The organism is Paeniglutamicibacter sp. MACA_103, assembly GCF_045798555.1.
Lineage (GTDB): Bacteria > Actinomycetota > Actinomycetes > Actinomycetales > Micrococcaceae > Paeniglutamicibacter.
The window spans coordinates 46,509-72,029 of sequence record NZ_JBIXLN010000027.1 but is presented as its reverse complement, the minus strand read 5'-3'; the positions used below and the strand labels follow the sequence as shown (position 1 = coordinate 72,029).

The following is a 25,521-nucleotide window of genomic DNA, read 5'->3' as shown; positions in this document are numbered from 1 at the left end:
CCCCCCCCCCCCCCCCCCCCCCCCCCCCCCCCCCCCCCCCCCCCCCCCCCGCCCCCGCCCCGCCCCCCCCCCCCCCCCCCCCCCCCCCCCCGCCGTCGTTTTCGGAATCTCCCCCGTCGGCGAGTCGCCTCGTCCATGCCACCCGGCGCTCCCCCAATCACTGCTTGCCGTTCACCTGCCGTTGAAACGCTGGACAAGGCCGGTTCCCCGATCGACCGGATATCCAATCGCACCGGAAGGCACGTCTTGAAGCCGTTCATCAATCCGTCCAAGAAACCACCAATCCGGCCGCTGGTCATCGCGGCAGGCACCCTGGTCCTGGCCACCGCGGGCACCCTGCTTTCATCCAGCGCGGGCGCGGCCCCCACCCAGCCCGACTGGGACGCAACCGCCTACCGCGGTGCCGTCGAGGTCGTTGCACCGACCGGAACCAACAACCAGGAACAACTCAACGGGGTCGTCTTTGACGACAAGAACAAGAACTCCAGGCACGACGGCAACGAGCCCGGCCTGAACGGCGTGAGCGTGTCCAACGGACGCGAGATCGCCAAGACCGACTCAAACGGACGCTACGAACTTCCGGCTTTCGACAACATGACGGTGTTCGTCACCCAGCCGCGCGGCTACCAGGTACCTGTCGATAAGGACAACATCGCCCAGTTCTTCTACAACCACCTGCCCGAAGGTTCCCCGGCGCTGAAATTCGGCGGCATCGCCCCGACCGGCGCCCTCCCGGACGCGGTCAACTTCCCTCTGTCCCAAAGCACGCTGACCCAGTCGCCCGAGCAGCACTGTGCCATTGGCGCAGACATCCAGACCTACAACCAGAAGGAGGTCGAGTACGCCCGCAACGGCGTATTCGCGGATCTCGCCGCGCGCGAGGACTACGCAGGTTGCGGCGCCCTGTTCATCGGCGACGTGGTCGGCGACGATCTCTCCGTCTTCACCCAGACCCGCGAACTGACCTCCATGCTCAACGGCCCGGCACGTTTCCTGCCCGGCAACCACGACCTGGACTTCGACGCGCTTGACGGGGAACACGAGTTCGACTCCTTCCGCGCCCAGTTCGGGCCGGAGTACTACTCCTACGACTCCGGCAAGGCGCACGTCGTGGCGCTGAGCAACATCGAGTACCCGACGAAGGTGCCGGCCAAGAAGGGCGACTACACCTACGGGCTCGGAGAACGCCAGCTCGAATGGTTGCGCGCCGACATCGCGCAGGTCCCGAGAAACAAGGTGATCGTGCTGGCCGGCCACAGCCCGCTGCTCGAGTTCTACTACAGCAACTCCCACACCACGAAGCAGTTGCGGGAGATCTACGAGATCCTTGAGGGCCGCGAGGTCGTCTCGCTGGGCGGGCACACCCACATGGCGGAGAACCTTCGTGCGGGCGACCTGATGGCCGGGTGGCGCGACGAAGTCGGCGAGGCCGGCCTGCCGTTCACGCACCTGACCGTGCCCGCGGTGTCGGGCCACTGGTACGGCGGTCGGGTCCTGGACGGAGGCTATCCGACGTCCGTCCAGCGCGACGGCACCCCGCCAGGCGTGCTGACCCTCGACATCAAGAACACTGAGGTCACCGAGCGGTTCACCATCCGAGGCGGCGATGGGTCCGAACAGATGACCATTGGCCTGAACACCCCGAGTTACCGGGCCTGGTATGCAGAGAACATCACTGTGCCGCGCGGTTCGGCTCCGGAGCTGGAGAACCCGCTGGCGGTGTCCCAGACCGAACTGGCCGACCAGGCCTGGCTGACCACCAACTTCTGGATGGGATCAACCGGATCCGCGGTCGAGGTCGAAATCGACGGTGGCGAGCCGGTAGTCGCCTCGCGGACCCAGCAGCTGCGCGGTGAAACCCCGCTGGTGGGCGCCGAGTACTCCGACCCCGTGGCCATCGCGGAACAGTTCGTCCACGGCGGCGGCTTGGCCGACAGATCGATGCACCTGTGGCGCTTGGCGCTGCCCACCGATCTGGCGGTCGGCGAGCACACCGCGGAGGTCACCGCGACCGACGTGCACCGCCGGCGTATGTGCCATCGTTTCCCTGTCATTGACCCTGTTCAAGGGTCGAGGTCGGCGAGGACGAAGTTCTCGTGTGTCGTAAGTCGACGCTAGGTGGTTTGCGTGTTTTCCAGCATGAATTCGCGGGCCGCGAGAACCTGCTCCTCGGTGGGCGTCACCCCGGTGTAGAGAACGAACTGCTCCACGGCCTGCAGCGTTGCCACGTCCGCTCCGGTCACGACCCGCTTCCCCGCGCTGCGTGCGGCGCGGATGAGCGGGGTCTGAACCGGCGTGGCAACCACGTCGAAAACCACCCGGGCCGCCGCGACCTGCTCAGGGGTGAAGGGCAGCTGGTCCGCCTCGGTGCCGCCGGCCATGCCGATGGGCGTGACGTTGACCAGCAGTTCCGCCCCGTCGCAGGCTTCCGCTGCCCACTCGAAGCCATATGCCTCGGCCAGCTCCCGCCCGGCAGTTTCATTCCGGGCCACCACCACAACGTCGCCAAAACCGGAGTCCCGCAGTGCCGCGACCACGGCCTTGGCCATGCCGCCGGAGCCTCGGACCACGGTTCTCAGGGCAGGGGAAACGTCGTGGATCCGCAGCAGTTCAACCACAGCCGAGTAGTCGGTGTTGTGGGCCGTGAGCACGCCGTTGTCATTGACGATGGTGTTCACCGACTCGATGGCCGCGGCTGACGCGGCCACATGGTCAACGAGCGGGATCACCGCTTCCTTGTAGGGCATGGACACGGCGGCGCCCCTAATGCCCAGACCACGGATGCCGGCCACGGCCTGGGCCAGATCGGTGGGGGCGAATGCCTTGTAGACCCAGTTCAGCCCCAGCTGGTCATAGAGGTGGTTGTGGAACAGCGTCCCGTTGTTGCTGGGCCGAGCAGCCAACGAAATACAAAAGGTCATGTCCTTGTTCAGAATCGGCATGGCCCCAGTCTATTGCTGCGGCTGCGGACCGAAATTTCTGGACGTCCAGAAAGAGCGAAGTCGGGCAAGACATGTTGGCCTCCGCGTCTTCATGTAGGGCTCTGCACCGATGTGCCGCACCGATGCCGTTGGTGCGGCTACTTCCCGGGCATCCAGCCCATGCAGTAGTCGAGGTTCGCGATGACGGTGCGCACGGCGGCTTCGCCGTCCCCGGCTTCGATCGCGTCGAGCAGCTCCTCGTGGCCGGTGGCCAGGCAGCCGTCGAAACCGGCTTCGAGCCGCTGGACCATCTTGGTCCCGTGGAAGACGTCCCCGAAGCTTTCGTAGAGTTCGTGCAGCAGCGGGTTGCCGGAGGCCTCGGCCACGCTCAGGTGGAATTCCCAATCCGCTGCCGACCAGGCCGCGTAGTCGCCGGCCGCCCAGCTCTCGCGGCGCCGCACCAACAGCGTGCGCAGGTCGGCGACCACGTCGGCATCCGCGGATCCGGCAGCAAGCCGGGCGGCCTGCGTGTCCAGGGCGAAGCGCACCTGGAGCACGTCCTCGTCCGCGTGTTCGCGGTAGACCCGCTGGGCGGTGCCGCTGATTTCACTGGTGGCCCGCACGTAGGTGCCGTCCCCGCGCAGCACCTCGAACAGGCCGGCGTGGGCGAGTGCCTTGACGGCCTCGCGCAGGGTGCCGCGGGACACCCCGAATTCCGCCACGAGCTCGGGTTCGGAAGGGATTTTTTCCCCCACCGCCCAGCGGCCCGACGCGACGGCGTCGCGCAGCCGGGCAACGACCTCGTCGGCCAACGGCGGCCGCAAACCTGGCGCGCTCATGCCCGCACCTCCACCGGGACGACCTTTTTCCGCCCGATTCCGCCCAGCCGGTACCCCAGGACGAACTGCACCACGGCGACACCGACGAGGATCACCAGCGGAACCGTCCAGGAGCCAAGAACCCCCTGCAACAGCCCGAGCCCGAACGGGCCGGCCGCGGCGACGAGGTAACCGACGGACTGAGCCAGGGTCGACAGTGCGGTGGTTTCGGCCGCGCTCTCGCCGCTGCGGCTGATCATCAGCATCAACAGCGGGAAGATGCCCAGCCCCAGGCCGGTGAGGACCGCCGGGACCACGGAGAACGCGACGGGGAGCAGCAGCAGGGAAGTGAAGCCGGCGACGGCGCACCCGCAGGTCAAGATGAAGGCGGGGCGCAAGAGCCGCGGCTTCGAGGCCATCCACAACAAGAGCAACACCGTGGGGATGCTGACGGCCTGCACCAGGCCCAGCATGAAGCCCGCCGTGGCGGCATCCGATCCGCGCGAAATGAGGATGTGCGGCAACCAGCTCAACAGCGTGTAAACCAGCAGCGACTGGACCGCAAAGACCGAGGTGAACAGCAGGCCCTTGCGGGTGGCCAGCATGGGCCACGGGGAGATGTGGGGTCCGGCGGGTCCGGCAGTGCGACTTCCCCGGATGGCCAGCGGCAGGAAGACCAGCAGCGCGAGGGCCGCCGGGATCGCCCAGGCGGCCAGTCCGAGCGTGGGCGATCCCAAAAGCCCGGCGATCGGCACGCTCAGTGCCGCGGCGCTGGTCGCACCCACCGACATGGTGACGGTGTAGGTGGCGGTCATGGCCGCCGTCCGGCTTGCGTGATGCTCGCGGATGAAGGAGGGCATGGCCACGTTGCAGATGGCCAGCCCGCACATGCCGAACACCGTGCCGGCAAGCAGCAGCCAGGTGGATTCGAAGGCACGCACGGCCAGGCCCAGGGTCAGCAGCATCAGGGCAATGCCGATCGCCCGCTCAAGTCCGGTGTGCTTGACCAACCAGGCGGTTCCCGCCCCGGCGAAGGCGAAACACAGCACCGGGACGGTGGGCAGCAGCGAAGCCACCAGCGTGCCGTATCCGAGCAGGTTTTCCAGGTCGTGATAGAGCGGAGCCGCGGAGGCAATCCCGGCGCGCAGGTTCAGGCCGACCAGGACCACCGCGGCCACGGTCAAGGCCCCGATGACCCAGCTATTTCGCCTTGCGGGCGTCGGTCCGGCAACCGGCGCACCGACGGCCGCCTCGACCTCGGCCATTTCGCCGGCAACATCCTCCACGGCCTGCGGTGGGCGGGGTGGTTGCCGGGTCGTCTCTGAGCTCATGATTAAACATTAGACGTCTGATGTTTGTTACGGTGAATTCCGTGGCGCCCGCCACGGTTCGGAACGACGGGCACAGGCTCCGATAGGCTGAGTGAAGGACTCCGGCGCGAACAGGCCGCCGCGTCCGAAGAACCCGAAGGAGCCCCGCCACGCATCGCCGTCCAGCACCACGCACGGCCCTGCCGTGGGTCATCGCCGGCATCGTGGTCGTGGCCTTGAGCCTGCGCGCACCGATCATCGCGCCCACCGCGGTGATCCCCGACATCACGGCCGACACCGGACTCAGCGCGGTCGGGGCCGGGCTGCTGACCGGACTGCCGGTCCTGCTCTTCGCGCTCGCCACCCCGCTGGCGACGCGCAGCATCCGCCGCTTCGGCCCGGAAGCCACCATCGTCTTGTGCCTGGCCGGCGTGCTGGCCGGGACCGTCATCCGCTCGCTCGGTCCGGCCTGGGTGGTCCTGGCCGGAACCGTGCTGATCGGTGCGGCCATGACCCTGGGGAACATCGCCGTCCCCGTGCTGATCCGCCGGGATGTGCCCTGGAACCGCATCTCCGCCGCCACCGGCGCATACTCCGCCACCATGAACATCGGCTCGATGGCCACGCTGTTGGGCACCGCGCCGCTGGCCGCCCTTATCGGATGGCGCTGGGCGATCGCGGCCTGGGGCGTGGTGACCGCCGCCGGAATTGCCTATTGGCTGCTGCGCCAGCGGCGCGCGGGGATGGCGGGAGCTCTCCCGCCGGTGCCCGAGGCAACCCGCATGGCCGAGCCACGCAACGTCCATGACGGACCCGGGGCCGCCGCTGCCACGAAACGCACCGCCCACGATCGGACCCGCTTTCGGCGCGTCGTTGCACTGCTGGTCCTGGCCTTTTGCGGCCAGTCCGCCGCCTACTACGCCACGACCGCCTGGCTGCCCCTGCTGCTCTCCGACACCCGCGGTCTGGCCCCGGCTTCCTCGGGCGCGACGGCTTCGCTGTTCCAGATCGCCGCGGTCGTCGGGGCGTTCGGGGTGCCGCTGCTGGCAGCGCGCACCAAGCTGTGGATCGCCACGGCCGTCATTGCGCTGTTCTGGGTCACCCTGCCGATCGGCCTGCTCGCGGCCCCGGAGGCCTTCGTGCTCTGGTCCATCCTCGGCGGCGTGGCCCAGGGCGGCGGCTTCACGGCAATCTTCTCGATCATCCCCCGCGTCGCGAAAAGCAACGCCGAGACCGCCAGCGCGTCCGCACGCGTCCAGGGCGGCGGCTACCTCGCAGCGACCTGCGCCCCGCCGCTGGCCGGCTGGCTCAACAGCACCACCGGATCCTGGACCATGCCGCTGGTCCTGGTACTCGCGGCGACCCTCGCCTTCACCATCGGATCGCTGCTGGCCGCGCGGCTCGCGGAACGGCACTAGGCCGGCGGCGCGCCGGAACGCCCCGCGCGGCCCCCGGGTGGAATAGGAACGGCCACGGCCGTGTTGGCTTGGGTTGTGAAGAACATCGGATTCCTGTCATTCGGCCATTGGACCGACCACCCGCAGTCCGGCACGCGCAGCGCGTCCGACTCGCTGCTGCAGGCCATCGACCTCGCGGTTGCGGCCGAGGAGCTCGGTGCCGACGGCGCCTACTTCCGCGTCCACCACTTCGCCCAGCAACACGCCTCCCCCTTCCCGCTGCTCGCCGCGATCGGGGCGCGGACCAGCCGCATCGAGATCGGCACCGGCGTCATCGACATGCGCTACGAGAACCCGCTCTACATGGCCGAGGATGCCGGTGCGGCGGATTTGATCTCCGGCGGCCGGTTGCAGCTGGGCATCAGCCGTGGTTCACCCGAGCAGGTCATCGATGGGTGGCGCCACTTCGGCTTCTCCCCCGCCGACGGGGAGACCGACGCCGACATGGGCCGGCGGCACACCGAACGCCTGCTCGAGGTGCTCACGGGCGAGGGCTTCGCAGAACCGAGCCCCAACCCGATGTTCCCCAACCCTCCGGGATTGCTGCGCGTGGAGCCGCATTCGGAAGGCCTGCGCGAGCGTATCTGGTGGGGCTCCGGCTCCAACGCCACTGCCGTCTGGGCGGCAAAGCTCGGCATGAACCTGCAAAGCTCCACGCTCAAGGACGACGAGAGCGGCAAACCCTTCCATGTCCAGCAGGCCGAGCAGATCGAGCTCTACCGGCAGGCCTGGAAGGAAGCGGGCCACACGCGCGAGCCGCGCGTCTCGGTCAGCCGCAGCATTTTTGCCCTGACGGACGAGCGCGATTGGGAGTACTTCGGCCGCGACCGCTACAGCTCTGACCAGGTCGGCAACATCGACGCGAAGACGCGCGCGGTCTTCGGCAAGTCCTACGCCGGGGAACCCGACGAGCTGGCGGCGAAGCTGGCCGAGGACGAGGCGATCGCCGCGGCGGACACCCTGCTGCTCACGGTCCCGAACCAGCTCGGCGTCGAGTACAACGCCCACGTCATCGAATCGATCCTGACGCACGTGGCACCTTTGCTCGGCTGGCGCTGATCCCACCGCCAGTTCCAGGCCGTTTCCGTGCTCCCGCCCAGGAGCACCGGCACGGCGTTGCCTGCCAAGCCGGCATTGCGTGCCAAGCCGGCATTGCGTGCCAAGGAATCCGCTGGCCCCAAGGTGCACGGACGGGCTTTGTCGATCGCATGACCAATGGATTGACGCCTTAACCTGAGGGCCGACAACAGCATTGGTTCGCTGTGGGAGCGTGGCCAAGAAAGTTCCAATTCCACTGGACCGGGAATAAGCTTTCGCCGGCAACCGGAATCCCGAAGATTCGGGGAAACGTTCGACGGAATGACTTGCCAATTGCTTCGACTGAAAAATGCTCACCTAGGATGAATTCATGAACGAAGTCCCCCGCAGCCTCGGTGGCCGGCGGAGCCTCGAACGGCTGCGGTTGCTGACCAAAGACGCTCGTATGTACCACGAGCAGAGCATGCGTCAACCGGCGATCGCTTCGACGCTTGGCATGTCCCAGTCCAGGGTGTCCAGGTCGCTCAAGGAAGCGGCGGGCGTCGCTCCGTTCCCCGCCTCATCGGTATCGCCGGCGGATCCCTGAAGTTTAAGGCGATATCCGGGGCCGTGCGTGGCGGTTGGATCAACATCCTGATCACGGATCTCGCGACGAACCGCGCGCTGCTCGACAAAGATGTCCCTAACTGAGAACAACTAGCATTTTTCAAATCCCGAAATCTGACAGAGGAGAACCATGAGCAAGCAGTTGAAGGTCGCGTTCATCAAGGCCGGCTGGCATTCGGACATAGTGGACCAGAGCCTGATCGGATTCAAGCAGGACATGGAAGCAGCGGGCCAGTCCCACACGACCCACGTCGTTACCGTGCCCGGGGCCTTCGAGATGCCGCTGCAGGCCAAGCGTCTGGCCGATTCGGGCAAGTACGACGCCGTTGTCGCGGCGGCGCTCGTTGTCGATGGCGGAATCTACCGGCATGATTTCGTCGCCCAGGCAGTGGTCGAAGGCCTCATGCGCGTGCAGCTGGACACGAACGTGCCGACATTCTCCGTGAGTCTGACACCGCACCACTTCCACTCCACCCCCGACCACGAAAAGTTCTACTTCGAGCATTTCTTGAAAAAGGGCGCCGAAGCCGCTCGCGCAGTACGTGCCATCGCAGAACTCGCAGTCTAGTATTGGCGGCCCCAATCTCTTCGATATCAAGGTAGGGTCGGACACTTTACGTGGAACGATGAAGCAAATCGCTTAGGATCCGCCCCCGCCGCCGTCACTCAGAGCGTCTGCGCCAGCGCATGTGTTTGGGCTCCGACTCCAACGCGACCGCCGTCTGGTCCGCGAAATTGGGCATGAACTCGCAAGGCTCCACACTTATCGGACGACGAGTACGGCAAGTCCTTCCACGTCCAGCAGTCTGAGCAGATCGAGCTCTACCGGCAGACCTGGAAGGAAGCCGGGCACCAGCAGGAGCCGCGCGTCTCGGTCAACCGCAGCACCTTCGCGTCGCTGCGCGCGGTCATCGGCAAGTCCTACGCCGGAGAGCCCGACGAGCTGGCTGGCGCTGAACCCGCGGGCACTGCCAGCCCCCTTGAAGCCCGGTTCCCGCCGTCGATCCCGGTCGTCGGCGGGAACCGCCGCGCACGGCCGCACGAGCCCACGTCGCTGCATCCACCGAGCCGACACACTCCCCCAGCGCACCGGTATGTCCTAGCCAGACCCCCATTGCTGTTGCACAATCAGGCATGCACACAATTACGGACGAGCACCAGGGCCGGGACACGTTGCGCTATCTGAGGCTGATGCTTCTGGTCATTCCACTGCTGCTGCTGGTCGCCATCGTCATCTACGGATTCTGGACCGGGACGATCGAGGATTCCATCAGCTCCTACTATCTTGGTCCCGCCAGGGACCTGTTCGTGGCGATGCTGGTGGCCACCGGCGTGCTGCTGGTGGTCTACAAGGGTCCCCCGCTGGAAGACTATGCGCTGAATCTGGCCGGCTTCTACGCGATGTTCGTGGCCCTTGTCCCCACCAAACTGGGCGAAACGCTCGAAAACCTCGATGCCGCCGGAGCGCAAAAGCTGGTTCATTCCATCCAGGTCGGCGTGCTCGCGCTGCTCGTCGTGGCCACGGCCTTCGTCTGGCTCGATTTCAAGACCATGAACCGGGGTCCCCGGTCATTGATGCAAAGCAAGTGGACCCGCGTGCTGACCGTTGCAAGCTCCGTGCTGCTGGCCGGGTTCTTGGTGCTGCTGGTGTGGCGGACGATTGAGGGTACGGAGTTTGTCGGCGTCCACGTGGCGGCGACGCTGTTGCTCATCGGCAGCATGGGCATCGCGATCGCCAGCCACCTGGGCAGTGGCCGGCTCAGCGCCACCGACACCAGCGGCGGGCGGGCACCACACTACGCCGCGCTGTTGGTCATGATGCTTCTGGGCGTCGTTGCGTTGCCGGTCCTGACGGCCGTCGGCGTCAAGCAGGCCCTCTTCCTGGTCGAATGGTACGAGATCGCGCTCTTCACCTACTTCTGGTATCTCGAAACCAAGCGGACCTGGAACCCGGAGCCCGCGGTGCCCGCCGACCGCGGGCGGCACGCAGCGACTTGACATCGGGCCGCCTCGCCAAGGGAAGCGCACCGCCCGGAGTACGGCGTCGTTGTCAAAGGGAATCGTTTCGGCGACGCGGACCTTGGATCGCTGACAACTGCGGCGGGAACGTCGAAGAGCACTTGGCAGGAACCCTTTGCCGCCCTTGCTCAAGGTTTGCACGTCCATGCAGCGGGCATGCAGCCAATGCAACGGTTGGGATCATTCGGTCGCCGCAGCGGCCGCGAACGAGACCTTCAACCGCACCGGGCGGGGGCTCTGCCACTTAGTCCCAGTCGATGGCTGGCATCGTTCCTCCTTGGCCGGCGGACGGGGCAAGGGAGCCCGCGCTGCCCGACTAGCCAACACGCATGTGCCGCAGTAGGGGCATCGAGGCGGCCCAGGATGGCTCAGATCCTGCCGGCCACGACCCCGGCGAGCTCGAGCCAGGCACGCTCGCGGTTCTCCCGCAGCAGTGCCTCCTGTTCGGCCGAGGTGTCCAGCAGGATCCGGGCCAGGCGAGAGTGCCGCGGGGCGGCGTGGGCTGCTGCCCGTTTGGTTCGCTTCCGGGCCAGGTGCCGGGCGGTGGCGGCGTGGTCGATGAATGTTTGGGCTGAAAACGCTTCGGTTGTTGTGCTCATGCGTCCATCCTGAAACCGCCAACGCCGTACGGCCACCATTCGGCCATTTCCGAATCCTTACCCCGGGGCGGGCCCGGGCCTAGACTGATTTACATGCAGATCAGCCTGTCGGCCGAGGACCTGACCCGGGTGCGATTCACCATCTCGCCCCTGTGGGAAACGGTCACCAGCGTGCGCGCCCTCCAGCTGGGCACCCGCATGCACCGCCCATGGATCACCGATGCCACCACGCGCATTCTCGCCTCCGGCGATCCGGACAAGCGGGACCACCTGCGGCTGCTGACCACGCTGATCCGCCCCACCGGCTACATCGCCGATTCCCTGACGCCCACTCCCCTGCGGCAGGACACCTTCGAAGCCGGCCTCGCCGCTGTCGGTGCCGTCGCCCCGGAATTGTGGGTCCGCGATCTCGACCACCTGTTCGCCACCGAATTGGAGGAGGACCGGTTGAGGGAGGTGCGCGCCATCCGCGAGGACCCGGGGTCCGCAAGCACCCGCATTGTTGCGGCCCTGCGCTGGTACTGGGAAACCGCGGTGGAACCATTCTGGCCGCGGCTGCGCGCCATGCTGCTGGCGGATCTCGACTACCGGCTGGCCCTGCTGGCCGAACACGGCATCCACCAGGTCTTCAACACCCTGCACCCCAGTGTGCGCCTGACGCCCGACGGCATCGAGGTCACCGCCCATTGCGACGGCAGCCACCATGCGTCCCCGGGCAACGGGCTGATCCTGGTTCCCAGCGCCTTCGTCTGGCCGCGCACGCTGGTGCTGGACGTGGACCCGTTCGTCCCGACGCTGACCTACGCCCCGCGCGGGGTCGGCCGGCTCTGGGAAAACACGCGGGAGGTCAAGGATTCCCCGGTGGCACTGCTGCTCGGGCACACCCGGGCGCAGATCCTGGCCCAGCTCGACCTGCCCATGACCACCACCCAGCTGGCCTGCATCCTGGACCTGGCGGCGGGAACCGTCAACGGGCACCTGAAGGTGATGGCGGCCTCCGGCCTGACAGACACCATTCGCGCAGGCCGCGAGGTCTTCTACCGGCGCGCCGACCTGGGCGAGGACCTGCTCGCCCGCGCGTAGCTGCGCCGCAATGCACCGACTGTCCGTGCGGCTGGGTAGGGTCGGGGCATGATCGATTTCAACAATGCCTCCGTGTTCAAGCTCAGCCCCTGCAACCCCGGTGACGTGGCGGGGGAAGTCACGCCCCTCTTCGTCCAGGGCGAGGAGCTGCTCGCCGCCTTCAAGGGCGCGCGGGACTACGTGGTCTTCACCAACAAGCGGCTCATCGCGGTGAACATCCAGGGCCTCACGGGCAAGAAGCGCGACTACACGTCGTTGCCGTATTCCAAGGTCCAGGCGTTCTCGGTGGAAACCGCCGGAACCTTCGACCTCGACGCCGAGCTGGATCTGTGGTTCAGTTCCCTGGGCAAGGTCCGCCTCGAATTCAAGGGCAAGGTCGATGTGCGCGCGCTCTCGCAGCTCGTCGCCTCACACGTCCTGTAGCGCGGGCAGACGCAGCAAGACGTCGGGGCCGCCTCCCCGAAGGAGGCGGCCCCGACGTCTTACCGGAATCGGGGGCGCCGGATGGCGCCCGGTGTTGCTGCGCGGCAGGTGTTACCGCGCGGCAGGCTCCTTCTCTTCCGCCTCCTGGGCGACAGGGCCGCCATTGAACGATGCGGCGAGCATGCGCTCCTGGGAGACCTTGGCCGAGTGCAGGGCACGCAGCTCGGCGTGCCGCGGCTTGCTGCGCATGATCGCGTAGCCGATCCCCAGTGCCACGAACCAGATCGGGGTGAAGAGCAGCGCGGCCAGGGTGTCGGCCTGGGTGGTCAGCGCCCAGAGGATGAAGCCGAAGAAGGCCAGCACCACGTAGGGCATGAACGTTCCGCCGGGCATCTTGAACTTGCTCTCGGCGTGCAACTGCGGGCGGCGCTTGCGGTAGATCAGGTAGCTGATCAGGATGATCGACCAGACGAACATGAAGCACAGCGCCGAGATGGTGGTGACCAAGGTGAAGGCCTCGGCCACGCCGCCCTCGGCGTAGAGCAGGGCCACGCCGGCGAGCAGGAACATGCAGGAGAACAGCAGGGCATTGCGCGGAACCTTGGTCCTCGAGAGCTTGGCGAAGCCCTTGGGCGCGTCGCCCTCCTCTGCCAAGCCGTGGACCATGCGGGAGGTCGAGTAGATGCCGGAGTTGGCGCTCGAGGTTGCGGAGGTGAGCACCACGAAGTTGATGATGCCCGCGGCACCCGCCAGGCCGGCCATGGCGAACATGCCCACGAACGGGGATTCCTCGGCGTTGAACAGGTTCCACGGCTGGACCGCCATGAGGATGACCAGCGCGCCGACGTAGAAGAAGAGAATGCGGACCGGGATGGAGTTGATCGCCTTGGGCAGGGTCTTTTCCGGGTCCTTGGTCTCGGCAGCGGTGGTGCCCACCAACTCGATGCCGACGAACGCGAACACGGCGATCTGGAAGCCGGCGACGAAGCCCATGAAGCCGGTCGGGAACATCCCGCCGTCGTTCCAGAGGTTCGCGAAGGAGGCGGTGGCGCCGTTGTTCTCGAAGCCCGTGATGACCATGACCAGGCCGACGACGATCAGCGCGCCGATGGCGACGATCTTGACCAGGGCGAACCAGAACTCGGTCTCGCCGAAGTTCTTCACGCTCGGGAGGTTCAGGGCCACCAGCAGCAGGATGCAGGTGACGGCGGGGATCCACAGCGGCAGGTCCTTCCACCAGAACGCCACGTAGTGGGAGATCGCCACGACGTCGGCGATGCCGGTGACCACCCAGCAGAACCAGTAGGTCCAGCCGGTGAAGAATGCCGCCCACGGACCCAGGATGTCCCCGGCGAAGTCGGAGAAGTTCTTGTAGTTGGAGTTGCTCAGCAGCAGTTCGCCCATGGCGCGCATCACGAAGAAGAGCATGAAGCCGATGATCATGTACACGAAGATCACGGACGGGCCGGCGACCGCAATGGTCTTGCCCGATCCCATGAACAGGCCGGTGCCGATGGCCCCGCCGATCGCGATCAGTTGGATGTGGCGGTTGGAGAGCCCACGTTCGAGGTGGGGCGCGGAACTATTGCTGCTCATGCTGTTGCCTTCCAGATGGGTACCGGTGCTTCGGTGGCGTGTCACGGACGATTTCCTGGTGGTCATCGCCGTGTGGGGTGAGGCTCTGGATCGAGTCCTCCGCGTGGTTCTCCGAGGCAACCATTCCCACGCCGGTGCGCTTGCAGGAGAGCCCAGCGGCGAAGCCCGCGGCACACCCCGGATCCAACACAGCAGGATCTTGGAGCAGGCCGGCGGGCGCGCCGGTGGACAACCGGGCAGTGGCGTGGATGGTTGGCAACATGGAGGAACTCCCGAATCGTGCGCGGCCGAGGCCGCGCTGTTCTTGGATCCTCCCCAATCTGTATACGTACCTGAGAGTTTTCATCCCTACCCCGCGCGGGGCCAGGACTTGCTCCTTCGGTGAGCACGCATTGCAACGTGCTGCTTTCCAGATTTGCCTCTTCGTGGCGGTACGGGGGCCTGAGAGTTTCCCGGGAGGAATTGCTCCTACGGCGCCCGTCCATGGTGTGAACGGGACTCTCCCGCCACGCGTCAACGGCAAGTTGTTTGTGACTGCAGTCATAACTTACTCGCCGCGCGCTTGTGGCGCAAATCACAAGCCCATTGGACGTTAGGGAACCATGCAACCGGTCGCCGACAAGGCACACCTGGCGACTTGCAGTTGCTTCACCTTTCAGGTGAGGCATGGGGGCCATCGCGGGCCAGGGATCGGCCGGCCCCGTGGCGTTGCCACGAACGGCATGCGGATCGGTCAGCTGTTGGAGTAGAGCACCTGCAACGCCGCACGCAGGCCCTCGAGGCGGCCCAGGGGGCCTGCCCCCGCTTGGCGCAGCGGTTCGGCTTCGTCCAGCGCCTCCCAGAAACCTTCCGTGGGCATTGACGGCGGCGGGACGATGAACCAGCAGTGGGCCAGCGGGTCTGCGGGGCCACGGATGCCCGCGTCGGCCAGGAAGACGGAGATGTCTTCGGGTACCGTCCCGGAATCCGGCACGCCCCCGGGACGGGCCTCGCGCGGCAGGCAATAGACGGCGTCCGGCACTCCGAGCTCCAGAATGCCGGCGACGGCGAGGAATCCGAAGCCGCTGAGTGGCACCTCGACCGCGCCTGGAGGCGGGTCTGCCACGGGGACGGAATCCCAGTTGACCGCATTCATGCTTCCTCCTTGGTCGGCGGACGAGGCACTGGACCCCGGCGCGGCCAGCCTAGCCGACGCACATCGGCCGCGATAGGGCACGGCCGCTTCGTCTCATGCGGCTGCGGCCGGACTCCGCCGGTCCCGGGGGGACCAACCCGGGATGGGGCGCTCCCCATACCGCCCATCGAGCAGTATGGGCAATGGCAATACCGTGACGGCCCTAGATAACGAAAATCCTGCTGCTGAGGTGCCGGTATTCGATCCCGACAGTCAATCCTGACCGGCGCCCGCGCCTTCAGTCAGCTCATTGATGGCCGCCACGAATAGCGGAAGGCCGCATTGTTCCAAGTGCGACAGGCATTCGGCCATGGTCAGCGCCGGATCCTGATACGCGGCGACCTGCTGCTCAAGACAGCGAAGAACAGCAGACCGGTGGAGATCCAACTGGTCAAGCAGGAAATCATCCGGGCCAACAACTTCCACCTCGAAGGGTTTACTCGAGGCGGGCGGAAAGTCCTTCAAATTGAACGTCACCAACAGCTCGGCGTTTGCTCGCACGGCTGCCGCAAGAACGTGCCGGTCTTTTTCGTCGCAGGTCATTACCCCGGTCAGGCTTTCGTAATCCTCCACGAGTGCGTCCGGGAAATGCTCACGCATGGCGTTGATTCTTCGTCGCGCCGACGTTGGTTCCAGATCGATCTTGAGTATCAGATTTCGTTCCAGTTCGACGAGAATTTCTTCCGACCAGAGGATCCGATACGTCTTGGCCTCGGCCAGCCGGAGTAGCAGATCGACAAGTGTTATTGGCAGCAGGACGCATGTATCCATAAGGACCGGGAAGGGCACGGCTATCGGGTCGAGTGTCCGTCGGGGACTCGGCGGACGGAACCGTCGCGGGCAGATTCCCTTGCCAGCTCGTCCAAAGCGGAACGGCGTTTGCTCCGCGCTTCACTTTCGTATTCAACAAGATCCCGCAACATCACACGGCGATGACGGCCCACCTTGGAGAAAGCAATCTCGCCTCTCTCGAGAAGTTTCACCAAGGTTGGCCTCGAATACCCGAGGAAGTCGGCGGCTTGTTGAGTCGTCATCCGGGTGTCCGTCGGCATGACGGTGACGCCCCGACCGGCTGAAAGCGCCTCAGCAATCTGGAGAAGCGCGTCAAACAGTTCATGAGGCACCTGATGCTGTCTTCCGTCGGCGGCAACAAGCGTTGGAGCGGCCTGTTCCATCGAAACGCTAGCCTTCAGGAACCGAAAGAACTCTTGGTCCTGGTCGGCGTCGTCCGATAAATATGTCTGTTTTGCCAGCATTGTACTCACGGACTCATCCCGTCAATATTCGAAATATTCGAAACTTCTGGTTTCAATCTACTCCGCCTTAGCCACCCGTCGCAATGTCTTTCCTGCGCTGGGGAGCTAGGCCGAGCTTTGGAGCTCACCGGTTCTTCAGGTGAACTTTTCTGAAGCATCGCAGCACCCCATTACCTTTCTAGACATCCCCAGCACCCAACCCGTTGGGCAAGAACCGGGATTGCCGGCCTGTTGGCCCCGGCGCGCGGCCCGCCCGGACAGTTCGGCCCTCGCATTGCGGGCCATCCCGCCCGGACCGGGCCGGCTACCAGGCGTCGCGCGGGCTCAGCCGGGCGGCCGCCATGGAGGCGCCCAGGATGATGGTGCGCATGAAGCGCTCCGCGGCCTCGATGAGCAGGCGCTCCCCGTCGTCCACCGCTTCCTGCAGCGTCATCGGGATCGGTACGATGGAGGCGATGGCGTCGATCCCGATGTCGTGGACGTCGCGGCAGCCCTTGCCCAGCGTCCCGGCCAGCGCCACCACGGGCACCCCGTGCAGCGCCGCCCGGCGGGCGACCTCGGCGGGGACCTTGCCCCGGGGCGTCTGGAAGTCGATGGCGCCTTCGGCGGTGATCACCAAATCGGCACCGCGCAGCAGCCCGTCCAGGTCGATGCCGGCCAGCCCGGAGTCCAGGATCGCCTCGAAGCGCGGCATCAGCACCGCCCCGAGGGCGGCCAGCCCGGCGCCAAGCCCGCCCGAGGCACCGGTTCCCGGCGCGTTGGCGAAGTCGGTGCCGCGGGCGGATTCCAGCGCATCGCGGCGCAGCACCGCCGCCCAGTGCTCGAAGCCGGCGGACATGGCCTCGACCTGCGCCGGGGTGGCGCCCTTCTGCGGGCCGAAGACCCGGGCCACGCCGCGCGGGCCGGTGAGCACGTTGTGCTGGTTCAGCGCGAGCATGATTTCAACGTTTCCCGCGGCGATCGCCGGGTGCAGCCCCTCAAGATCGAGCCGGTCGATGCGCGCCAGGTGGTTGCCGCCGGCCGGGACCTCGCGTCCGGCGGCGTCCAGGATCCGCACGCCGAGTCCCTGCAGCGCGCCCATGCCGCCGTCCGAGGTGCCGGAGTCGCCGCAGCCGACGAGCACCTTGTCGGCACCGGCGTCGATCGCCGCGGCGATGAGCTCGCCGACCCCGTAACTGGTGGTCATCCCGGGGTCTCGTTGGTCCCGCGGGACCAGCCGCAGTCCCGCGGCGGCGGCCATCTCGACCACGGCGGTGCCGGTGGCGTCCCCGCCGAGCATCGCGAAGTGGGAATCGACGGGCGCGCCGACGGGGCCGGTGACCCGTGCCGGGACCAGCCGTCCGCCGGTGGCGCAGGCGAGGGTCTCGGCGGTGCCTTCGCCGCCGTCGGCGATGGGAACGGCCTTGACCACCGCGCCGGGCAGGGCGCGGCGGACGCCGGCGCCGATGGCCTGGGCGACGGCCGCGGCGTCGAGGGATTCCTTGAATCCGGAGGGTGCAACGAGGATGCGTCGGGGCAGGGCGTTGGACATGGTGGTGGTTCCTTAACTGTTGGGGAGGTGCTTGGGGGCGGGGACGGGTGGCTAGAGGAAGAGCGGCAGGCCCATGGCCGGCCAGATCCAGAAGGCGAAGACCAGCACGAGGGCGACCATGAGCGGTCCCAGCACGGCGCTGAGCCGCAAAAGGTCCGCGGGCTTGTAGGTGTCCACGCCCTCGATGTCGGAGAACAGGTTGACGGGTTTCGCGCTGCTGGTCAGCGTGTGGCAGAAACCGGCCGCGGCGGTGGAGGCGAAGGCGATCGTGACCGCGTTGACCCCGAGGCCCGGGGCCAGCGAGACGACCAGCGGGATCAGCACCGCGGAGCGGGCCGAACGCGACTGGATGACCAGGTGCGCCGCGGCGGACATGAGGACCACCAGGACGGTGAACACCCACCCGGCGGCCGCGCCGAGTCCGTCGACCGGGCCCAGTACGCTGGCCGCCAGCCATTGCGCGGCGCCGGTCCCGACCAGCGCGGTGCCCAGGGTCAGCGTGGCGGCCATGAAGATGAGCATCGACCACGGCACGGCCTTCAGCGCCTTGGCCAGGGGCACCGAGCCGAAGCCGGGGCTGGCCACGAGCAGGGAGCCGAGCAGCGCGACGATGGCCGGGTGCAGGTGGTGCAGCGGTTCGGTGCACCAGAGCACCACGACCGCGGAAATCAGCAGGGCTGCCCGGGACTGGCCGACGGTCAGCGGACCGGTGAGCGGGACCGGGGAATGTTCCTGCAGCTGCTCGATGCCCACCGCCAGCGCCAGGCGCCGGTCCCCGGGCCGGGTGAAGAGCCGGAGCACCAACTCGGCGCACAGGTGCGAGGAGGAGAAGGCCAGCGGCAGCCCGTAGAGCAGCCAGCCGGCGAAGGAGAAGCCCTCGTATCCGGAGGTGGTGAGGATCTGGCTGGTGATCAGGTGCGCCCCGGCGCCCAGGTAGGAGGCGACGGCGGAGAGCAGGATGACCGAGGGGAAGACCAGCGAGAGGGCCAGCACCACCCGGCGGCGCTCCTGCAGGGCGCGGGCCAGGGCGATGAACACCGGGATCGCCAGGGCGGCCCGCCCCGAGGTGGAGGGCACCGCGAAGGCGGTGGCGACCAGCACCCCGGTGGTCAGGTGGATGAGCTGGCGGGGGCTGCGGGCGCCGGCGACGATGTAGGCCGCGGCCCGCGTGGCCAGCCCGGTGGCGGTGATGCCGGCGGCGATCACGAAGGCTGCCAGCAGCAGCCAGATGGTGTCCTCGCCGAGCGAGGCAAACAGCTCGTCCTCGGGCAGCACGCCCATCAGCACCAGCACGAGTGCGGCGCCGAGCGCGACGAAGGTGTCGCCGACCGGGGAAAAGATCCACAGCCAGATTGCGACGGCAAAGACGGCCAGCGTCAGCGCGCCCTGCGCCGGCAGTGCCTGGGCGCTGCCGGCGGCCGGCCCGAAGGCGCTCGCGGCGCACCAGAGCAGGAACACTGCCAGCAGCGCGGCGGCGAGCAGGGCCGCGAAGCGGCGGCGGTTCCAGCGCTGCCGCCCCGGGTCTGCGTTGGCGGTTGCCGCCCTGCCTGCCGGGGCCGCCGTCGCATAGCGGAAACGGGCCGGGGTGCCGGTGGCGGTGTCGGTGTCGGTGGTGTTCACGATTCCTCCCCGAGGGTGCTGGCGAGCCGGTCGGCGAAAGCGTCGTCCGGGCGGCGGGCGGGCGCCAGTGCCTCCAGCGGCACCGAGATCCCGAACCGGGTGTCCGCTCCGTCCCCGGATTCGACCCAGGCGGTGCCCTGGTGGGCCTCGGCGACCGCCTTGACCACGGCCAGGCCCAGGCCCATGCCGGGGTCCGTGCCCGCGGCGCTGCGGTAGCTTTCGAGCAGCGCGCGTGCCCGCTCCGGGTCCAGAGGCGCGCCCGGGTTGGCCACCCAGAAGCTGGCGGATCCTTCGTCGACCGAGGAGCCGATGCGGATGGTGTCGCCCGGCCCGGTGTGCCCGACGGCGTTCTCGATGAGTTGGCGCACCGCGTCGGCGATGCGGGCCCTGTCCAGCCACGCGTCGGCATGGCCGGTCGCCTCGATGCGGAAGTGCCGTTCGGGGTGGGTCCCGGGTCGCGATGCCTCCGCGGCGACGTCCGCCGTCACCTCGCCCACCGAGACGCGGGCGGGCTTCACGAAGCCGGGGTTCCCGCTTTGGGCCAGCACGTCGAGGTCCGCGAGCGTCCGTCCCATCCGGCCGATCAGCGCCTGGGCGCCGCAGGCGATGCGGGCGCGCTCGGCACCCGGCAGGTCCTCGTCGATGAGTTCGCGCAGGGCGGCTGCCACCCGGCGCTGGGGCTCGTTGAGGTGCTCGCGGGCCTCGGCAATGAAGTGGCGCTGCGCCAGGTGCGAGGCCTCCACCCGGTCGAGCATGGCGTTGAGCGTCTCGGCCAGCTGGGCCAGGTCGTCCCGGCCGTCCACCGGAATGCGGGCGGAGAGGTCGTGCGCGGTGATGGACTCGGCGGTTTCGCGCACGGTGCGGATCGGGCGCATGATCTGCCGGGCAACCAGCCAGGCGATCCCGGCGGTCAGTCCCAGCCCGCCCACGGCCACGCCGAAGAGCAGCACCGCCTGCCGGTTTGCCTCTTCCTGCGCGGCCCCGGTGAATTGCGCGACGACAAGGTGCGCGCGGCGTTCCGGCGGGGTGGTTGCCGGCTCGCCGGCGGCGACGGCCGCGGCCTTGCCCCAGCGCACCGTCCCGTGGGCGGTCTCGTAGACCCCGGCGGTCTGCGCATCGCGCAGGATCCGTTCGACCAGGGCGGCATCGCCGACCAGGACGTTGCCGGTCGTATCGGCCACGCCCTGCGCCGCCAGCACCCGGCCGCCGGCAACGCCGACGATCGCCTCGCCGGCCAGCGGCTGCTGCCTGGCCAGGTAGCGCTCCATCAGCGCGTCCATCGAGGTGAAGGGCCGGGCCGTCCGCGGATCCAGTCCCTCGGCGGCGAAGGTGCGGAACTCCTCGATCTCCTGCACGACGGCCACGTTGGCCGCCTCGGCAACCTGCCCGGACATGACCGAGCGCATCGTCACCGTCACCGCGAGCAGTGCCAGGGCGGTGGTCAGCACGATCCAGCCGACGATCCGCCAGCGTGCCGACACGGCCGAGCCCTGCCGGTCGCGCCCATCAGTCCTCGCCATGGCTGCGCTCCTCGGTCGGGGCCTGCGCGGTCGGCGCCAGCGGGGACGCGAGCTCGACGACGATGGGCTGCTGGTGCGGCAGCGGCGGGTTGGCGGTGTTTGCCAGGATTTGGCTGGCGGTCGCCAGTCCGGCCGGAATGGCCAGGACGACGAGCAGGAGAAGTATGCGGCGGATCATGCTCCCAACATTAGAAACGCCTTGTGAGAGCAGAATGATGTGGCCGTGAGAGGCAAATGAGAACCGCCTGCAGGAAGCGGGAGGCACCGCACGCCCGCCCGCCCGATCTCCATTCACAGAGAACGCACAGTGCGATGCTGGCATCGATTCGCCGGGACCGGTCGTTGAACCAAGCAGAGATCCCGTCAAACCAACCCCTGGAGCCCTTTGCCTTCAATGAGCACAGCCACGACCGCGGCAACCGCCACGCTACCGAACCCTCGGCACGTCGATGCCGTTTCCGAGGGGTTGCCGCGCCGCCGGACCGTCGTGTTGCTGGGCATCGACGGAGCCGGAAAAACCACGACCGCGAAGGCGCTCGTCGGGACGCTGCGCCATTCCGGAACGCCGGCCCAACTGCTGCGCAACCCGGCCGGGCGCCGTTGGATGTCACGCGTGGGCGATCGCTTCGGAACCGCTTTGACGCCCGCATGGGCCAATCGGCTCGAATCGGTGGTGCGCTGCTTCAATGTCCTTCTCGCGCACGGCCGGGCCTCCGGATTTCCCGGCACCACCGTCATGGACCGCCACATTGCCTGTCAGCTGGTGCTGCGTTCGGTCCGCGGGCTTCCCCGGGGCGCCCTTCTGCAGTGGCTGCTGGCCCGGCTTCCGCGACCCGATGCGACGATCCTGATTGACGTCCCCGCCGAAGTCGCCCACGCCCGGATCCTTGCACGCGGCGAGGACAGCGAAAGCCTCTCCTATTTGAGGTCGGCGCGGGAGGCCTACCTGGAGATGGCGCTGGCCGGGGGCTGGCACATCATCGACGGATCCGGCACGCCGCAGCAGGTGGCCGGCAAGACACTGCGGGCCGCGACGGGCAACGACTGAGACCGCGGGTGCGGACCGGTCTATAGATGGCGGATTCTTGCCGTCCCTCGCATATCCCCTTCTTCTTCGCCGGCATCCGCCCGCGCCGGGAGCATTTTCGGCTTTACCGCCCGGATTAGTGTGCGCACGGCCACAAATTTAGATTTCGCGAAGAAGTGCAAATCTTTCCTCCAAGACCCCCTAGCTGACTCTGGAAAAGTGCGGAAATGTAGTTCCTACGCAGAAAGAACGCCGGAACAACCTACCGGGATCACGAAGACGATCCTGGCCCGGCACCCGGCAATCCAGCAAGGAGAAGGCAATGACCGAGCAAAATTCGACCGAGAACCGCATCGCTGCAATCGAAGAGGATTGGGCAAGCAACCCGCGATGGACCGGCACCACTCGTGATTACTCGGCAGCAGACGTCGTGAAGCTCCAGGGCTCCGTCCAGGAAGAGCACACGCTGGCCAAGCGCGGTTCGCAGAAGCTTTGGAAGCAGCTCACCGAGGAAGCCCCGTCCGGCGGATACACCAACGCACTGGGCGCCCTGACCGGCAACCAGGCAGTGCAGCAGGTCAAGGCCGGCCTCCGCGCCATCTATCTTTCCGGTTGGCAGGTCGCGGCCGATGCAAACCTTTCGGGCCAGACCTACCCGGACCAGTCGCTCTACCCGGCCAACTCGGTTCCGCAGGTCGTGCGCCGCATCAACAACGCATTGCTTCGCGCCGACCAGATCGAGCACGCCGAGGGCATCAAGTCCGTCGAGGACTGGCTCGTCCCGATCGTGGCAGATGCAGAGGCCGGCTTCGGCGGCCCGCTGAACGCCTACGAGCTGATGAAGTCGATGATTTCCTCCGGCGCCTCGGGCGTCCACTGGGAAGACCAGCTCGCTTCGGAGAAGAAGTGCGGCCACCTCGGCGGCAAGGTCCTCATCCCGACCCAGCAGCACGTTCGCACCCTGAACGCCGCCCGCCTGGCAGCAGATGTCGCCGGCACCCCGTCGGTTGTCATCGCCCGCACCGACGCCGAGGCAGCCACCCTGATCACCTCGGACGTCGATGACCGCGACAAGCCGTTCATCACCGGCGAGCGCACCGCCGAAGGCTTCTACAAGGTCACCAACGGCATCGAACCCTGCATCGCCCGTGCCAAGGCCTATGCTCCGTACTCCGACCTCATCTGGATGGAGACCGGCACCCCGGACCTGGAGCTGGCCCGCAAGTTCGCCGAGGCAGTCAAGGCCGACTTCCCGGACCAGATGCTCTCCTACAACTGCTCCCCTTCCTTCAACTGGAAGAAGCACCTGGACGATGCAACCATCGCCAAGTTCCAGCGCGAACTCGGTGCCATGGGCTTCACCTTCCAGTTCATCACCCTCGCCGGCTTCCACGCCCTGAACCACTCGATGTTCGACCTGGCCCACGGCTACGCCCGTGAAGGCATGAGCGCCTACGTCGAGCTCCAGGAAGCGGAATTCGCCTCCGAGGCACGCGGCTACACGGCCACCAAGCACCAGCGCGAGGTCGGCACCGGCTACTTCGACGACATCGCCACCGTCCTGAACCCGAACGCCTCGACCCTGGCCTTGGCCGGGTCCACCGAAGCCGGACAGTTCCACTAAGCACCCACCGGGCGGCTTCCCGCCCACGGCACCGGCGGGGCCGACCCTACACGGTCGGCCCCGCCGGGGCACCCGCCTCGGAGCACCAGCATCCAGGCACACCACCACCCACAAACATTTGATTCAAGAAGGAGTCACAGCCATGAACGATCCAATCACCCTGAACGGTATTACTTTGGTCGCTGCCCCAGTCCGCCGGCAGGAAGAGATCCTCACGCCCCAAGCGCTGGACTTCTTGGCCCAGCTCCACAAGGCATTCGACGGTCGCCGTGCAGAACTCATGCAGACCCGCCAGCTGAACCGCGCCCGGATCGCCAACGGCTCGGACCCGAAGTTCCGCCCCGAGACCAAGTCGATCCGTGACGACGAGTCGTGGAAGGTCGCCCCCATCGCCCCCGGCCTGGAGGACCGCCGCGTGGAAATCACCGGCCCCACCGACCGCAAGATGGCCATCAACGCCCTGAACTCCGGCGCCAAGGTCTGGCTGGCGGACCTCGAGGATTCCTCGACCCCCACCTGGTCCAACGTCATCAACGGGCAGCTGAACCTGCGCGCGGTGCTGGACCGCACCATCGATTTCACCTCCCCCGAGGGCAAGGAATACAAGCTGGCCGGCGAGAAGCTCACCGACCTGCCGACCATCGTGGTCCGCCCCCGCGGCTGGCACCTGCCGGAGAAGAACCTCCTGGTTGCCGGCAAGCCCGTTTCCGGTGCGTTGGTCGACTTCGGACTGCACTTTTTCCACAATGCGCAGCGCCTGATCTCCCAGGGCCGGGGCCCGTACTTCTACCTGCCGAAGATCGAGAACCACCTGGAGGCACGCCTCTGGAACGACGTCTTCGTGCTGGCACAGGACCTGGTGGGCATCCCGCAGGGCACCATCCGCGCCACGGTGCTCATCGAGACCATCACCGCCGCCTTTGAGATGGAGGAGATCCTCTACGAACTGCGCGAGCACGCTTCCGGGCTGAACGCCGGCCGCTGGGACTACATCTTCTCCATCATCAAGAACTTCCGCTCCCGCGGCCCGCGCTTCGTGCTCCCGGATCGCGGCATGGTGACCATGACGGCGCCGTTCATGCGCTCCTACACCGAGCAGCTGGTGCGTGCCTGCCACCGCCGCGGTGCCATGGCCATCGGCGGCATGGCTGCCTTCATCCCCAACCGCAAGGACGAGGCCATCAACTCCGTGGCCTTCGAGAAGGTCCGGGCGGACAAGACCCGCGAGGCCAACGACGGCTTCGACGGATCCTGGGTTGCCCACCCCGACCTGGTCCCGGTGGCCCGAGAGGTCTTCGACGCGGTCCTGGGCCAGAACCCCAACCAGCGTGAGCGGACCCGCGAGGACGTCACCCCGGATGACAAGGAACTGCTGAACATCGCAGGCACCGAAGGCAAGATCACCGAGGGCGGCATCCGCAACAACATCGAGGTGGGCATCCGCTACATGGAGGCCTGGCTGCGCGGCAACGGCGCCGTTGCCATCCACAACCTCATGGAGGATGCTGCAACCGCGGAGATCTCGCGTTCGCAGATCTGGCAGTGGATCCAGCAGGCAGCCATCACCGACACCGGTGAACTGGTATCCCGCGCCTGGGTCGAGGCCATGACCGAGGAGGAATTCGAGAAGCTCTCCCGCTTCGAGGGCGACCGTTTCGAGGATGCCCGCGAGATCTTCGAGGCCTGTGCCCTGCGTGAGGATTTCCCGACCTTCCTCACCGTCCAGGCGTACAACCGATTCCTGCGCGAGGCCAAGTCGTTGGAAACGGCCGCCGCGTAAACAGTCTTAGGTGGCGGGGTCAGGGGGCAAGCGCAACGACGCGACCACCCCTTGGATCCCGCCACCAAGAAACAACTTCATAGACTTCGATCGTCCCCACCGGCAGAGCTGCCATCGGC

The 25,521-nt window shown here is 67.2% G+C and carries 25 protein-coding genes and 1 riboswitch; of the genes, 12 read left to right on the top strand and 13 right to left on the bottom strand.

The window, feature by feature from the left end; all coding sequences use genetic code 11:
- Window positions 1–246 precede the first annotated feature (246 nt).
- Complete coding sequence (locus tag ACIPVK_RS13805) at window positions 247–2,118, top strand: calcineurin-like phosphoesterase C-terminal domain-containing protein (protein ID WP_407612545.1); 1,872 nt, start codon at window positions 247–249, stop codon at window positions 2,116–2,118.
- Here the strand turns inward: ACIPVK_RS13805 and ACIPVK_RS13800 are convergent.
- The 3 genes from ACIPVK_RS13800 to ACIPVK_RS13790 form a co-directional block, all read right to left on the bottom strand.
- Entirely contained in the window at window positions 2,115–2,942 is an 828-nt protein-coding gene (locus ACIPVK_RS13800; protein WP_407612544.1) for a shikimate 5-dehydrogenase, read from the bottom strand. The genes ACIPVK_RS13805 and ACIPVK_RS13800 overlap by 4 nt on opposite strands.
- Window positions 2,943–3,079: 137 nt before the next feature.
- The gene (locus tag ACIPVK_RS13795; RefSeq protein WP_407612543.1) at window positions 3,080–3,760 is read right to left on the bottom strand and encodes a FadR/GntR family transcriptional regulator; all 681 of its coding nucleotides are present in this window, start codon (window positions 3,758–3,760) and stop codon (window positions 3,080–3,082) included.
- On the bottom strand, window positions 3,757–5,004 hold the full coding sequence (locus ACIPVK_RS13790; protein WP_407612555.1) for an MFS transporter: 1,248 nt from the start codon (window positions 5,002–5,004) through the stop codon (window positions 3,757–3,759). Before ACIPVK_RS13790 ends, ACIPVK_RS13795 begins: the two co-directional genes overlap by 4 nt.
- A gap of 245 nt (window positions 5,005–5,249) precedes the next feature.
- On the opposite strand from ACIPVK_RS13790, the gene ACIPVK_RS13785 reads away from it, so the two are divergent.
- The 6 genes from ACIPVK_RS13785 to ACIPVK_RS13760 all read left to right on the top strand — a co-directional run bounded on the left by ACIPVK_RS13785 (window position 5,250) and on the right by ACIPVK_RS13760 (window position 10,148).
- Complete coding sequence (locus tag ACIPVK_RS13785) at window positions 5,250–6,467, top strand: CynX/NimT family MFS transporter (RefSeq protein ID WP_407612554.1); 1,218 nt, start codon at window positions 5,250–5,252, stop codon at window positions 6,465–6,467.
- 75 nt (window positions 6,468–6,542) lie between these two features.
- Entirely contained in the window at window positions 6,543–7,565 is a 1,023-nt protein-coding gene (locus tag ACIPVK_RS13780) for an LLM class flavin-dependent oxidoreductase (RefSeq protein WP_407612553.1), read from the top strand.
- A 349-nt stretch (window positions 7,566–7,914) separates the two neighbouring features.
- Entirely contained in the window at window positions 7,915–8,130 is a 216-nt protein-coding gene (locus ACIPVK_RS13775) for a hypothetical protein (RefSeq protein ID WP_407612542.1), read from the top strand.
- Window positions 8,106–8,234, top strand: coding sequence for a sugar-binding domain-containing protein (locus ACIPVK_RS13770; protein WP_407612552.1), 129 nt, complete (start codon window positions 8,106–8,108; stop codon window positions 8,232–8,234). Before ACIPVK_RS13775 ends, ACIPVK_RS13770 begins: the two co-directional genes overlap by 25 nt.
- A 46-nt stretch (window positions 8,235–8,280) precedes the next feature.
- Window positions 8,281–8,718: a 6,7-dimethyl-8-ribityllumazine synthase gene (locus ACIPVK_RS13765; RefSeq protein ID WP_407612541.1), complete on the top strand. Its 438-nt coding sequence runs from the start codon at window positions 8,281–8,283 to the stop codon at window positions 8,716–8,718.
- Window positions 8,719–9,284: 566 nt separating this feature from the next.
- The gene (locus tag ACIPVK_RS13760) at window positions 9,285–10,148 is read left to right on the top strand and encodes a hypothetical protein (RefSeq protein ID WP_407612540.1); all 864 of its coding nucleotides are present in this window, start codon (window positions 9,285–9,287) and stop codon (window positions 10,146–10,148) included.
- A gap of 389 nt (window positions 10,149–10,537) precedes the next feature.
- Here ACIPVK_RS13760 and ACIPVK_RS13755 read toward each other — a convergent pair whose 3' ends face one another.
- On the bottom strand, window positions 10,538–10,768 hold the full coding sequence (locus tag ACIPVK_RS13755) for a hypothetical protein (RefSeq protein WP_407612539.1): 231 nt from the start codon (window positions 10,766–10,768) through the stop codon (window positions 10,538–10,540).
- A 93-nt stretch (window positions 10,769–10,861) separates the two neighbouring features.
- On the opposite strand from ACIPVK_RS13755, the gene ACIPVK_RS13750 reads away from it, so the two are divergent.
- Together ACIPVK_RS13750 and ACIPVK_RS13745 are read left to right on the top strand one after the other, a co-directional pair.
- Window positions 10,862–11,851, top strand: a complete 990-nt coding sequence (locus tag ACIPVK_RS13750; RefSeq protein WP_407612538.1) for a DUF5937 family protein — start codon at window positions 10,862–10,864, stop codon at window positions 11,849–11,851.
- A 48-nt stretch (window positions 11,852–11,899) separates the two neighbouring features.
- A complete protein-coding gene (locus ACIPVK_RS13745; RefSeq protein WP_407612537.1) occupies window positions 11,900–12,274 on the top strand; it encodes a PH domain-containing protein in 375 nt (124 codons plus the stop codon).
- A gap of 111 nt (window positions 12,275–12,385) precedes the next feature.
- Here the strand turns inward: ACIPVK_RS13745 and cycA are convergent, their stop codons facing one another.
- The 9 genes from cycA to ACIPVK_RS13700 form a co-directional block, all read right to left on the bottom strand.
- The gene (cycA, locus tag ACIPVK_RS13740; protein ID WP_407612536.1) at window positions 12,386–13,870 is read right to left on the bottom strand and encodes a D-serine/D-alanine/glycine transporter; all 1,485 of its coding nucleotides are present in this window, start codon (window positions 13,868–13,870) and stop codon (window positions 12,386–12,388) included.
- Window positions 13,857–14,132 (bottom strand): hypothetical protein, encoded by a 276-nt coding sequence (locus ACIPVK_RS13735; RefSeq protein ID WP_407612535.1) that lies wholly within the window; start codon window positions 14,130–14,132, stop codon window positions 13,857–13,859. The genes cycA and ACIPVK_RS13735 overlap by 14 nt, the downstream gene beginning before the upstream one ends.
- Window positions 14,133–14,289: 157 nt before the next feature.
- Window positions 14,290–14,386, bottom strand: a riboswitch (glycine riboswitch).
- 217 nt (window positions 14,387–14,603) lie between these two features.
- The gene (locus ACIPVK_RS13730) at window positions 14,604–15,005 is read right to left on the bottom strand and encodes a hypothetical protein (RefSeq protein WP_407612534.1); all 402 of its coding nucleotides are present in this window, start codon (window positions 15,003–15,005) and stop codon (window positions 14,604–14,606) included.
- 252 nt (window positions 15,006–15,257) lie between these two features.
- A complete protein-coding gene (locus tag ACIPVK_RS13725) occupies window positions 15,258–15,815 on the bottom strand; it encodes a PIN domain-containing protein (protein ID WP_407612551.1) in 558 nt (185 codons plus the stop codon).
- A gap of 20 nt (window positions 15,816–15,835) precedes the next feature.
- Window positions 15,836–16,300, bottom strand: a complete 465-nt coding sequence (locus tag ACIPVK_RS13720) for a helix-turn-helix domain-containing protein (protein WP_407612550.1) — start codon at window positions 16,298–16,300, stop codon at window positions 15,836–15,838.
- A 304-nt stretch (window positions 16,301–16,604) separates the two neighbouring features.
- Entirely contained in the window at window positions 16,605–17,831 is a 1,227-nt protein-coding gene (locus tag ACIPVK_RS13715) for a glycerate kinase (RefSeq protein WP_407612533.1), read from the bottom strand.
- 51 nt (window positions 17,832–17,882) lie between these two features.
- Entirely contained in the window at window positions 17,883–19,451 is a 1,569-nt protein-coding gene (locus ACIPVK_RS13710) for an SLC13 family permease (RefSeq protein ID WP_407612532.1), read from the bottom strand.
- Window positions 19,448–20,971, bottom strand: a complete 1,524-nt coding sequence (locus ACIPVK_RS13705; protein ID WP_407612531.1) for a HAMP domain-containing protein — start codon at window positions 20,969–20,971, stop codon at window positions 19,448–19,450. The genes ACIPVK_RS13710 and ACIPVK_RS13705 overlap by 4 nt, the downstream gene beginning before the upstream one ends.
- On the bottom strand, window positions 20,958–21,149 hold the full coding sequence (locus ACIPVK_RS13700) for a hypothetical protein (protein ID WP_407612530.1): 192 nt from the start codon (window positions 21,147–21,149) through the stop codon (window positions 20,958–20,960). The genes ACIPVK_RS13705 and ACIPVK_RS13700 overlap by 14 nt, the downstream gene beginning before the upstream one ends.
- Window positions 21,150–21,365: 216 nt before the next feature.
- Here ACIPVK_RS13700 and ACIPVK_RS13695 point away from each other — a divergent pair, with 216 nt between their 5' ends.
- The 3 genes from ACIPVK_RS13695 (at window position 21,366) to aceB (ending at window position 25,402) form a co-directional block, all read left to right on the top strand.
- Entirely contained in the window at window positions 21,366–22,019 is a 654-nt protein-coding gene (locus ACIPVK_RS13695) for a dTMP kinase (RefSeq protein ID WP_407612529.1), read from the top strand.
- A gap of 301 nt (window positions 22,020–22,320) precedes the next feature.
- Window positions 22,321–23,622, top strand: a complete 1,302-nt coding sequence (gene aceA, locus ACIPVK_RS13690; RefSeq protein ID WP_407612528.1) for an isocitrate lyase — start codon at window positions 22,321–22,323, stop codon at window positions 23,620–23,622.
- Window positions 23,623–23,764: 142 nt separating this feature from the next.
- On the top strand, window positions 23,765–25,402 hold the full coding sequence (gene aceB, locus ACIPVK_RS13685) for a malate synthase A (RefSeq protein ID WP_407612527.1): 1,638 nt from the start codon (window positions 23,765–23,767) through the stop codon (window positions 25,400–25,402).
- The last annotated feature ends 119 nt before the right edge of the window (window positions 25,403–25,521 follow it).